The organism is Variovorax sp. J22R115, from assembly GCF_030317005.1.
Taxonomy (GTDB): Bacteria; Pseudomonadota; Gammaproteobacteria; order Burkholderiales; family Burkholderiaceae_C; genus Variovorax.
In genome coordinates, this window is sequence record NZ_JASZYM010000008.1 from 148,690 (window position 1) to 160,119 (window position 11,430).

Below are 11,430 nucleotides of genomic sequence, written 5' to 3' on the forward strand. Positions count from 1 at the left end.
CGACAGCTACGGCCGGTTGGCTGCCGAGATGACGATCTCGACGCGGCGGTTCTTCGCCTTGCCCTGCGGCGTGGTGTTGCTCGCCACGGGGCGCGCGTCGCCGAAGCCCTGCGCAGAGATCGAGTTCTGCGGCACGCCCTTCGAGGTGAGGAAGCGCGCGACGTTGTCCGCGCGCGCCGACGAGAGTTCGAGATTGGACGGGAACCGGCCCCGCAGGGCCGGCCCGATGGGCTCGTTGTCGGTGAAGCCCTGGACGATGATCTGCTGGCCCGGCAGGTTGGACAGCGTCGGTGCGATCTTGGCGAGCGTCGCTTCACCCTTGGGGCTGAGTGTCCAGCCGCCTTCGGAGAACAGGATCTCGTTGACCATCGTCACCTTGAGTTCGTTCTGCAACTGCGTGATCTGTGCCTGGTCGCTGCTCAGCTCGCTCGACAGCGTCTGGTTGAGCGCGGCGTAGGTATTGGCCTTCTGCACTTCGGTGTTGTAGGTCTTGTCGGTCACGCAACCTGCGGCCATCAAGGCGGCGCAGAGCACCAGGCTGAGCTTGAATGATTTCATGCTTTCTCTCCACGGTGGTTGAACAAACACGATGCGGCACTGTCTTGCGCTCGGTATCGTCATCACGATCTTCACCCGACCGGAGGCCACTGAGAATGGGGTCCGGGGGCAATGCGCTTGCCCGAAAGGGAAGGTGCCCACGCGATTCTTTCTGCATTCGCACCGTTCCGGTGCGAGCCTTTGGGAAAGGCGATTGCCCTAAAGGGCAAGTGGACTTGCGGGTGCGTAGCGTGGATCATCCATGTCCCGACACTTGCAATGTGATCGAACGATGGGTATTCACGGTGGACGCTGGCCTGGGTGGCTCGTCGCGATCTGCTGCATGCTGCTCGCCCCGGCGGGCATGGCCGCCGACGCCCGGAACGTGCTGGTGCTCTATTCCAATGGCCGCCTCGTGCCTGCCAACGTCGACGTCGAGCGCGGCTTGAGGGGCTCGATCCGGGACACCGCCGCCAGACCGGTGGATGTCTTCACCGAGTTCCTCGACTATCCCGAGTTCGTCGGCGAGGACTACGAAGACACCGTTGCGACCTATCTGCAGCGCAAGTACGCCGGAAGGCCGCCCGATGTCATCATCGCCGTGGCAAGGCAATCGCTCGACTTTCTTCTGCGCCAGCGCGCGCACCTGTTCCCAGGGGCTCCCATCGTCCACACGGCCGCGTTCAGGGCGTACCCCCAGCCATTCCCCACGCTCCCTGCCGACGTGGTGGGCGTACCGGTCGAGTACGACCCCGCCGGCACCATCGAGCAGGCGCGGCACTGGCATCCGAAGGCGCGCCATCTCCTTGTCGTGACCGGCGCGAGCCCTCGCGACCGCGAATGGGAGGCGCTGTTGCGTGACACCTTCGCGCAGTTCGAAGGACGGCTGGCGATCGACTTCCTGGCCGGGGCGTCGACCGACAAGGTCCAGGAGCGCCTGCGTGGGCTGGACGATGGCTGGATCGTGTTCACGCCGGGCTTCTACCAGGGCAGCGATGCCCTCAAGTACACGGCGCGCGAGTCGGTCCAGATGATCGCCAAGGCCGCCAACGCCCCTGTCTACGGAACGTTCAGCAGCTTCGTCGGCACCGGGGCCGTGGGCGGCCGCGTCCCGAGCTTCGAGGCCACGGGCCGCCAGGCAGGGCAGATCGTCAACAGCCTGTTCGACGGCGTGGCGCCCGCGGCGCTGAACCTGCCCAAGGCCATGCCCAACGAGTTGAACGTCGACCTGCGGCAGACACGCCGATGGGGCATCGCCGACAAGGACATTCCGTCCGATGCGGTGGTGCAGTTCAAGGAGCCCTCGTTCTGGGAGGCGTACCGGACGGTGGCGATCGTCGGCGGCACCGTGATCCTGCTGCAGGCCGGGCTCATCGCCTCGCTCATGATCGAGCACCACCGTCGCCGAAAGGCCGAGATGGCGCTCGTTCAGCGCGGGGGAGAACTCGCCCACGCCTCGCGCCTCGCGATCGCCGGGGAACTCACGGCTTCGATTGCGCACGAGATCAACCAACCGCTGGCGGCCATCCTGACCAATGCCGATGCAGCCGAGATGATTCTCCAGTCCGGGGCCGACCGCCGCGGGGACCTGCGCATGATCCTGGCGGACATTCGGCGGGACGACATGCGGGCCAGCGATGTCATTCGCCGCCTGCGCACGCTTCTGTCCAACAAGCAGATCGAGCGCCAGGCCTTTGACCTCGCCGAGGTTGTGAGCGACGCCTGTGCCATCCTTCAGGCCGAAGCGCGGCGCAGGGAGGTGAATCTCGTCGTACGAAACGCTGCCACGTCCGGGCGCGTCTTCGGTGATCCGGTCCAGATCCAGCAAGTACTCATCAACCTGGTGCTCAATGCGATGGATGCCGTCGAGGGCATGCCTGGCGACCGGCGGACTGTTGTGGCATCGGTCGAGGCGGAAGCGGACGGGCTTGCCATGAGCGTGCGTGACCGCGGCCCGGGCATTGCGCCCGAGCATCTGCCCAAGCTCTTCGATTCGTTCTTCAGTACCAAGCGCCGAGGCATGGGGCTGGGCCTTGGGATCGCGCGAACCATCGTCGAAGCGCACGGAGGCCGCATCCGGGTGGAGAGCGAACCCGGCCATGGCACCGTCTTCCACGTTTCGCTGCCCGTACACGGTCAAAGCAGCGTCCATGCCGCCGCCTTCGCATGAACGCTTCTCCACTCATTCATGTGGTGGACGACGATGAGCCGCTGCGGAGCGCGCTGCTCAGGCTGCTCGACATGGCAGGCTTCGAGGCCCGTGGGTATGCCTCGGCGGGCGAGTTCCTGCTCCATCCGCCGCCCGATCGGCCGAGCTGCCTGTTGCTCGATATCCGCATGCCCGGTCCTTCGGGCCTGGACCTTCAGGGCGCGTTGGAAGAAAACGGTATCCCGCTGCCAATCGTCTTCTTGACGGGACATGCGGACGTCCCTTCCTCGGTGCAGGCCTTGAAGGGTGGGGCGGTGGACTTCCTGGAGAAGCCGGTCCAGCGCAACGCCTTGCTCGCGGCACTCGGGCGGGCGCTTGCTCGCGACGCTGCCCAGCGGGAAGTCCGTGTGGAGGCCATGCGGCTTCGCGCGCTGTTCGCCACGCTGTCGACGCGCGAAAGAGAGGTCTTCGATCGCATCGTCGCAGGCAAGCTCAACAAGCAGATTGCCGACGAACTCGGCAGCAGCGAACGCACCATCAAGACGCAGCGGGCACACCTGATGGTCAAGCTGGGTGTGGACTCGGCGGCCGAGCTCGGGGCCCTTGCCGAGAAACTGAGCCAAAGCACTCCAGGGGCCGCGCAGCGGCCTGCAGACGTGGGCGGCTAGTGAGAGTGCTGTGTGCCGCCGGCCGGATCAGGCGAGCTCGTTGATTCTGCTTGGAGCGGCGCACGGCTCCGACAGCCGTTCCATGCGGTTCGGCGCCCCCTAGGCCCAGCGCGCCTTGCAGGTCCCCCTGCGCGCGAAGGGCCCGCCTGCCCTTTCGGGCAAGTGAATTGCCCTTCCACCTGATGGTTCTTCATCGGGTCCACGGCGACGATCGCGAGAGCGCGTCGGCCCCATCGCCCGCGACGAAGGATCTCGATGACATCGCACTTCCGCCGAATCCCGCTCAGCGCCTGCATCGCAGGGGCGGTTGCCCTTCTCCTCACGGGCTGTGCGACGCCGGGATCGGGCAACGCCGGCATCACCGCGTCCGACCATTTGGCCAAGGTCTCCAACGTCGGCTTTCTGACGGAGCCCGGCAAGCTGAAGGTCCAGGCCGCCAACGGCGGGTTCCTGTGCTGGCGGCAGGCCGGAGTCAATTGGAAGAGCTATGACAAGGTGATGTTCGAGCGCATCCAGGTCTACCTCGCGCCGGCCACGGAGCAGAGCCCGATCGATCCCAGCGACCTAAAGACCCTGCTCGACTACTTCCACAACGCGCTGGTCAAGAGCCTGTCGCCCGACGTGCAGGTCGTCAATGTCGCCGGTCCGGGCGTGCTGCGGGTCAAGCTCGCCCTGACCTCGCTGGTGCCGACGAACACCCTCGCGAGCATGGCCGGTACGGCCGTGCCCTACGGGTTCGTGGCCGAAATGGGCTCGGGCGCAGCCACCGGCCGCCCGGTGGGTTCCACACCCTACCTGGGCAGGACCGGCCTCGAGGCGCAGTTCCGCGACGGCGCGTCGGGCGCGGTGTTGGCCGAATGCGCGGACACCCAGATCGGGCTCAAGTACGCCGCCGAACTCAACAAGGGGGCCACGACCGCGGCCGAGGCCTGGATGAACGGCTACGTGAGTTCCTTCACCAGTTGGAGCTATGCGCAGGACGCCTTCAACAAATGGTCGGCCGCATTCGCCCATCGATTCGCCGAGCTGCGGGCCCAGTCGCCTCAATGAAAGCGCTGTCCGCCTTCTGCAGCCTTGCCGCCGTGACGGGCTGCCTGTCCGCATCGGCGCAGACGACCCTGCCTGCCGCCAACGAGTGGCAGTTCGAATTCGTTCCGTACCTGTGGTTGGCAGGCATCCGTTCGGACCTCAAGCTGGGGCCCTTGCCAGGGAACACGCTGACGGTGAACTCCAAGGGCATCCTGGAGGCGCTGGACTTCGGGGCCATGGGCACCCTCGAAGCTCGCAAGGGCCCATGGGGCGGGTGGCTCGACGTGCAATACGTGAAGCTGGGCGTGTCGAACCAGGTGGCCGGCGGTCTGCTCGGCGGCTACAACGTGAAGTTCGAGCAGACCATTGCCACGCTGGCCGGCTTCTACCGCGTGGTCGAAGGCCCGGTGGCAGTCGACGTGCTCGGCGGCGTGCGCTATGTCGATGCCGACACCCGGGTCGACATCTCGCCCAGCCTGCGCGGCCTCGGGGGCCAACTCCAGGAGAAGGCCGGCTCGACCAACGGCATCGTCGGCGTGCGCGCGATCGTGCCGGTCGGCGACAAATGGTCGTTGCTGGGCTACCTCGACGTCGGGGAGGGCGGCTCGACCTCGACCTGGCAGGCGATCGCCGGTGCCAGCTATCAATATTCCCCGGTCACCTCGTTCAAGTTGGGCTATCGCTACCTGGACTACAAGCGCGACGATGCGCTGCTCAACAAGGCCGCCATGGGCGGCCTTTACTTCGGCGCCGGATTCAAGTTCTGAACCCGACCATGGCGAACGACGCAGTGCCAGCCAGACTCGGGCGGATCCTCGCATTTGCCGCGGTCGTCGAGGGTGTCACCGGCCTGGCCTCGCTCATGGTGCCGGCCCTCGTCATCCGGGGGATGTTCGGCGTCGGGGTCGAGGGCGCGTCGCTGGCGCTCGGCCGCGTCTGCGGCATTGCGCTGATGGCCCTCGGCTGGGCCTGCTGGCCGGGCGGGCGCGGGCTGCAGGGCACCATGAAGCCATCTCGCGCCATGCTGGCCTACAACGCATCGATCGCGCTGTACCTCGCCTGGGTCGGCATGGCCCATCCACCCGCAGGCCTTCTCCTGTGGCCGGCGGTTGTCCTGCATGCGATCGTGGCGGCGCTCCTGGTCCATGCAGCGCGCACCGACACGTGAAGAGAAGCGTTCTGCTTCCCTTTCGGGCAATGGATCTGCCCTTCGACCCAGTTACCTTTCGCACGCCGACGCGCAATGATGAACCCAGACTGAACGCAGCCTTGCCGATCGGGCGATCCGGCAACGCAAGCTTCGGCACTCACATCCACCGGAGAGAAGGAGTCGCGCGCATGAACATGCTCCCATCGCACTTCTCGCGACGGCGTGGTCACCGGCGCGATGCCTCCTCGAAATGACATCGATCCCGACCCGCGTGGTACTTGTGGTGGACGACGACGACAGCATGCGCCAGGCCATCGAGCGGTTGCTGATGGCCGCCGGACTGAAGACCGCGACCTATGCCTCGGCGGAAGCGTTGCTGGCGAGCGGCCCGATGGTGGGTGCGGACTGCATCGTGAGCGACTTCCATCTGCCCGGCATGTCCGGCCTGGACTTGCTGAGCGAGTTGCGCAGGCGCGGAAACTGGCCGCCGGTCATCGTGATCACCGCGCATGACGCCCCGCAGTTGCGCGACGAGGCGATGCGACGCGGCGCCTCGGGCTATCTCGCGAAGCCGTTCCACAGCAAGGACCTGCTGGCTGCGATCGAGGTCGCGGTGCAGGCCGGCGCGATGCCCTGAGCCGGGGCATCGGCAAACGAATCCGTGTTTCCTCAGCTCAACTTCAAACAAGGATGGAGGTCGAATGAAAAGAGATCGAATGTTCCTGGTGGGCGGCGTGCAAGCCGCCGCCGCCGTGCTGGCCGCGACGCTGGTCGCAGTGCCTGCGGGCGGGCAGGTCATCACGGGAGAACTGGGCGCACCGAGCGCAACCACCACGGTGCCCGCCACCCAGCTGCCGGCGCAACCGCCGAAATTCGGCGGCGTGATCAAGGAGACCCTGGAGGGCTCCAAGGTCTGGTGGGCGCCGCGCGTGGTGCCGCCCAAGGGCGCTCCGAACGTGCTGCTCATCATGACGGACGATCAGGGCTATGGCGTCAGCGGCACCTTCGGCGGCGTCGTTCCGACACCCGCACTCGATCGCGTGGCCAAGTCCGGTCTGCGCTACACCCAGTTCAATTCGACGGCGCTCTGCTCGCCCACGCGGGCCGCGCTGCTGACCGGCCGCAATCACCACTCGGTCGGCTTCGGCGTCATCACCGAGCTGTCGACCGGCTTCCCGGGCTACGACTCCATCATCGGCCCCGACAACGCAACGATCGGCGCCATGCTCAAGGGCAACGGCTATGCCACTTCGTGGTTCGGCAAGAACCACAACACACCGGACTTCCAGTACAGCATGGCCGGCCCCTTCGACCAGTGGCCGTCCGGCATGGGCTTCGACTATTTCTACGGCTTCCAGGGCGGAGAGACCGACCAGTGGACGCCTTACCTGTTCCAGAACAACCGGCAGATATTTCCGTGGATCGGCAAGCAGGGCTACAACCTGATCACCGATATGGCCGACGAGGCGATCAACTACATGCAGGGGGTCAAGGCCCAGGCACCCGACTCGCCGTGGTTCGTCTACTACGCGCCGGGCGGCACGCATTCGCCGCACAACCCCAAGCCCGAATTCGTCGAGCCCTTCAAGGGCAAGTTCGACAAGGGCTGGAACGCGCTTCGCGAAGAGATCTTCGCCAACCAGAAGCGGTTGGGCGTGATTCCTGCGGACGCCAAGCTGACCGACTGGCCCGACAGCCTGCCCAAGTGGGAGACGCTCAGCGCCGACCAGAAGAAGCTGTTCGCCCGCCAGGCCGAGGTGTTCGCGGGCTACGCGGCCTACACGGACTTCGAGATCGGGCGCGTGATCCAAAAGGTCGAGGACATGGGTCAGCTCGACAACACGCTGATCATCTACATCGTCGGGGACAACGGCACCAGCCCCGAGGGCACGCTGAGCGGCACGCCGAACCAGTGGACCTCGTACAACGGCATCCTGGACTTCCCCGTCGCGGAGCAGCTCAAGTTCTACGACACCTGGGGCTCGGCAGCGAGCTATCCGCACATGGCGGTGGCGTGGACCTGGGCGTTCGATACGCCCTTCAAGTGGACCAAGCAGGTGGCGTCGCACTTCGGCGGCACGCGCCAGGGCCTAGCGATTTCCTGGCCCAACCGCATCAAGGATGCCGGCGGCATTCGCACGCAGTTCCATCACGTGATCGACATCGTTCCGACCATCCTGGAAGCCACCGGCATCAAGGCGCCGGAGATGGTCGACGGCATCAAGCAAAAGCCGATCGAAGGCGTGAGCATGGCCTACACCTTCGACAAGGCCAACGCCAATGCGGCCTCGACCCGCACGACGCAGTACTTCGAGATGGTCGCCAACCGCGGGATCTACCACGACGGCTGGTACGCCAACACGACACCGCCGCACGGGCCGTGGATCCTGAATGCGCCGCTGCCCCCGATCGCCGACTACAAGTGGGAGCTGTACAACATCAAGGAAGACTATTCGCAAGCCAACGACCTCGCGGCGAAGATGCCCGAGAAGCTGAAGGAGATGCAGGCACTGTTCGTCCAGGAGGCCGCGAAGTACCAGGTGCTGCCGCTCGACAATCGCTCGTTCGCGCGGGCCGTCGAGCCGCGACCAAGCACGACCGCGGGCCGCTCGGAGTTCACCTACACCGGCGTGAATCCCGGCATCCCGGTGGCCAACGCACCGAACATCCTCGGGAAGTCGTACACCATCACCGCGGATGTCGACGTTCCGCAGGGCGGCGGCAACGGGATGCTGGCCACCATCGGCGGACGCTGGGGCGGATGGGGCCTGTACCTCGTGAATGGCAAACCCGTCTTCGACTACAACATGCTCATCCTGGCGCACTACCGCTGGGTCGGCCAGGAGGCGTTGACCCCGGGCAAGCACACCATCGTGTTCGACTACACCTACGACGGGCCCGGCATCGCCAAAGGCGGCAGCGGCGTGCTGAAGGTGGACGGCAAGGTGGTTGCGACCGGCAAGCAGCCCAACTCGATCGCCTTCCTCCAGGTGGCCGACGAGACCTTCGATGTCGGCGTCGACCTGCGCACCGAGATCAACGCGAAGGACTACCAGGTGCCCTTCGCCTTCAACGGCAAGATCGACAAGCTGGTCATCAAGCTGGGCAAGTCGCAACTCACTGCAGCGCAGCAGCGCCAGGTAGACACCATGGTCGCCAGGGCGCGCGATTGATGGACCCCCTATGCAACCGCGTCGGGCTCGGGCTGCTGCTGGCGTTGACGCTGGTGGCGGCGCGCCCGGCCCTCCCGCAACAATCGGCGGCACCGGTCGCGGTGGCGGGCAAGGCCGATTCCGCGGCGCTGAAAGGTGCATGGAAGCGGCCCGACGGCAACTACATCATCCTGGTACGCGAGATCGGCGCCGCCGGCGACCTCACGGCGATGTACTTCAACCCGAATCCGTTGCCCTTTGCCAAGGCCCAGGCGTCGGAGGAGGCCGGCGTGCTGCACGCCTCCTTCGAGCTGCAGGCCGGCGGCTACAGCGGGTCGACCTACGAGCTGCGCTACGACCCGGCGAGCGACCAACTTGTCGGGGTCTATTACCAGGCGGTGGCGAAGCAGAAGTTCGAGGTCCACTTCGTTCGCCAGCGCGTCGCCGCTGCCACGCGCTGACCGATGCGCCCCGTGCGCGTCATTAGCCCGAGTTCCATTGATCTCTACTACCGGAGCACAACGATGACTCTCACTCTCCCTCGAATCAGCCGTCGGCTCGGCCTCGCCCTGCTCACGGCAGCGGCGCTGCTGGGCGCTGAACGCGCTGCCCTCGCGCAGGACACCAAGCCGGCGCAGGCGGCGGTGCCCGCCAGGGACTTCAAGGACGAGCGCGCGCTCGCGCTGCTCAAGGGCATGAGCGACACGCTCGCCCGCGCGAAGACCCTGAACTTCAAGGTGCGCGGCATCGTGCCGGTACCCTCGCCGACAGGGCAGTTTGTGAGCCTCCTGGCATCGTCGCGCGTAGTGATGCAGCGACCTGACAAGCTCTTCGTGGAGGCGCGGGGCGACCTGTTCCCGAGCGACAGCTTCTACGACGGCAAGTCGGTCACCGTGATCACCGCCGATCGCAGGTTCTATGCACAGCGCGATGCGGCCGGCGGCGCGATCGAGGCGCTAATGCAGAGCATGCAGCCGGGTTCCGACGCCACGGCACCTTTCCTCGACCTGCTGGTCGCGGACCCGTACGCCTTCCTGACGAAAGATCTCGCCAGCGCCTTCTGGGTCGGCCAGACGACCATCGGCGGCGTCAAGACCGAGCACTTGGCCTTCACCGCGCCGGGGCTGGACTGGGAGCTCTGGATCGGCGCTGCGGACAAGCTGCCGCGCTTGATGGTCGTCTCCTACCGTTCGGGCGAGCGACAACCGACCTTCACGGTCGAGCTCTCCGAATGGAAGCTCGATGCGCCCGTTTCGGCGAAGACCTTCAGCGCGACGATCCCGCCGGGTGCCGCGAAGCTCGAGTTCAAGCAGATGGGCCCCGCCAAGTGACCTTGCCAAGGAGCAATGCAATGAAGCAGATCAAGACACTCATCCTCGGCGCCGCTGTCGTGGCCGGCGCCCTCGTTCCCTTGTCCGGCGCGAATGCTTGGGTCGCGGCGGCGGGCGGCTGGCGTGGCGGCGCGGTGGCGGTCGGCGGCTACCACCCCTACCACCCGTACTATCGTCCTCCGGGCTGCTACGGGTGTGGCGCCGCCGTCGGTGCGGTCGCGGGCATGGCCGTGGGCGCGGCGATCGCCGATGCGAGTCGCCCCGCCACGGTGGTGGTCCAGCCGCCGGCGGTGGTCGTGCAGCCGCCAGCCTACGTGGTGCAGGGCAACGTGCCGCTCGGAACACAGGTTGCAGCGTTGCCCGGCGGCGCTCGCAGCATGGTGGTGAATGGCGCCAACTACTACCAGGAAGGTGCCACCTGGTACAAGCCGTACTTCGGCTCCAGTGGCGTGTACTACGAGGTCGTGCCGGCGCCGTGACCGGCCGCACCCAGGGGCCTTCACCTTCGGGCAACCGCCTTGCCCGTCGCCCCGATTCCCAGCGGCACCTTATCGCGCGATGATGCGACTCACGCCAGCCGTCACCTCGTCGGCATCAGCCAAGGAGATCGCCATGGAGCGCTACATATTCGCCGCGACAGCCGCGTTAGGCATTCTCGGGCTCGTTCCGTCCGCGTCCTGGGCGGTCACTTGCACCGCTGGGGTCTACCGTGCCGGCTGCGCCGGCCCCAACGGCGCCGCGGTGGTCAAGAAGCCGCCGCCGGCGCAAGTCACGTGCGCCAAGGGCGTGTATCGCGAAGGTTGCGCCGGGCCCAACGGCGCAGTGGTTCGCAGGCGCTACTAGCGGCTAGCGGTCGCGGTCCGTCGCGGGCGGTCTGTTTTCGCCCGCATGACGGTCCCACAGGAACATGGCGACCAGCCTGCGTTCGCCTAGCGCCTCGGCGAGCACCTGGAACGCGAAATAGGGAATGAGCACCAGCAACAGGATGAGCGTCCCGGCCAGCACTTCGGGCAAGCGCGCGCCGAACAGTTCGCCCAGCGACTCGCCCATGGAGCGCCGGTGAAACCAGCCGACCAGGACCTCCTCGACGACCGTCAGGAAGAACAGCAGCAGGACGAAGACGAAGGCCTTTCGCAGCGTCGGCCAGATGAGCGGGCTTTCAGGGTTGTGCTGTCCGATCTTCAGTGCCTTGCCCACCGCCATGAACTTGGCGAGCAACAGGGCCTTCACGATGGCAACGCCCCAATACGCCAGGTGGATGCCATGCTCTTGAAGTACGGCCGCCTTCATCAGGTTCACCGCGCCGATGGTGACGAAGAGGTAGGCAGTGAGGATCGCGAGTTCGAAGAACTCGTCGAGCACCCGCTGCCTCACGGACGCCTTGGGCCTGGTCTCGGATCCCATGGCGGACTTC

General features: G+C 66.2%; 13 protein-coding genes. 11 read left to right on the forward strand and 2 right to left on the reverse strand.

Annotated elements, in window-relative coordinates; genetic code table 11:
* Positions 1–6: 6 nt before the first annotated feature.
* Complete coding sequence (locus tag QTI04_RS15780; protein WP_286616437.1) at positions 7–558, reverse strand: OmpA family protein; 552 nt, start codon at positions 556–558, stop codon at positions 7–9.
* A gap of 322 nt (positions 559–880) precedes the next feature.
* Here QTI04_RS15780 and QTI04_RS15785 point away from each other — a divergent pair, with 322 nt between their 5' ends.
* The 11 genes from QTI04_RS15785 to QTI04_RS15835 all read left to right on the forward strand — a co-directional run bounded on the left by QTI04_RS15785 (position 881) and on the right by QTI04_RS15835 (position 10,859).
* Positions 881–2,707, forward strand: a complete 1,827-nt coding sequence (locus QTI04_RS15785) for an ATP-binding protein (protein ID WP_286616438.1) — start codon at positions 881–883, stop codon at positions 2,705–2,707.
* Entirely contained in the window at positions 2,704–3,354 is a 651-nt protein-coding gene (locus QTI04_RS15790) for a response regulator transcription factor (protein ID WP_286616439.1), read from the forward strand. The genes QTI04_RS15785 and QTI04_RS15790 overlap by 4 nt, the downstream gene beginning before the upstream one ends.
* Before the next feature lie 255 nt (positions 3,355–3,609).
* Positions 3,610–4,404: a DUF3313 domain-containing protein gene (locus QTI04_RS15795; protein WP_286616440.1), complete on the forward strand. Its 795-nt coding sequence runs from the start codon at positions 3,610–3,612 to the stop codon at positions 4,402–4,404.
* On the forward strand, positions 4,401–5,150 hold the full coding sequence (locus tag QTI04_RS15800) for a hypothetical protein (protein ID WP_286616441.1): 750 nt from the start codon (positions 4,401–4,403) through the stop codon (positions 5,148–5,150). The genes QTI04_RS15795 and QTI04_RS15800 overlap by 4 nt, the downstream gene beginning before the upstream one ends.
* Before the next feature lie 8 nt (positions 5,151–5,158).
* Positions 5,159–5,551: a hypothetical protein gene (locus QTI04_RS15805; RefSeq protein ID WP_286616442.1), complete on the forward strand. Its 393-nt coding sequence runs from the start codon at positions 5,159–5,161 to the stop codon at positions 5,549–5,551.
* A 232-nt stretch (positions 5,552–5,783) separates the two neighbouring features.
* Positions 5,784–6,170 (forward strand): response regulator transcription factor, encoded by a 387-nt coding sequence (locus tag QTI04_RS15810; RefSeq protein WP_286616443.1) that lies wholly within the window; start codon positions 5,784–5,786, stop codon positions 6,168–6,170.
* A gap of 64 nt (positions 6,171–6,234) precedes the next feature.
* Positions 6,235–8,706, forward strand: coding sequence for an arylsulfatase (locus tag QTI04_RS15815; RefSeq protein ID WP_286616444.1), 2,472 nt, complete (start codon positions 6,235–6,237; stop codon positions 8,704–8,706).
* Positions 8,706–9,146, forward strand: coding sequence for a hypothetical protein (locus tag QTI04_RS15820; protein WP_286616446.1), 441 nt, complete (start codon positions 8,706–8,708; stop codon positions 9,144–9,146). Before QTI04_RS15815 ends, QTI04_RS15820 begins: the two co-directional genes overlap by 1 nt.
* A 63-nt stretch (positions 9,147–9,209) precedes the next feature.
* Positions 9,210–10,016, forward strand: coding sequence for a DUF2092 domain-containing protein (locus QTI04_RS15825; RefSeq protein WP_286616447.1), 807 nt, complete (start codon positions 9,210–9,212; stop codon positions 10,014–10,016).
* Between the two features lie 20 nt (positions 10,017–10,036).
* On the forward strand, positions 10,037–10,495 hold the full coding sequence (locus QTI04_RS15830) for a hypothetical protein (protein ID WP_286616448.1): 459 nt from the start codon (positions 10,037–10,039) through the stop codon (positions 10,493–10,495).
* 133 nt (positions 10,496–10,628) lie between these two features.
* Positions 10,629–10,859 carry a hypothetical protein gene (locus QTI04_RS15835; RefSeq protein WP_286616449.1) on the forward strand — a complete coding sequence of 77 codons (231 nt, stop codon included), beginning with the start codon at positions 10,629–10,631 and terminating at the stop codon, positions 10,857–10,859.
* Between the two features lie 3 nt (positions 10,860–10,862).
* Here the strand turns inward: QTI04_RS15835 and QTI04_RS15840 are convergent, their stop codons facing one another.
* Complete coding sequence (locus tag QTI04_RS15840) at positions 10,863–11,420, reverse strand: hypothetical protein (RefSeq protein ID WP_286616450.1); 558 nt, start codon at positions 11,418–11,420, stop codon at positions 10,863–10,865.
* Positions 11,421–11,430 lie beyond the last annotated feature (10 nt).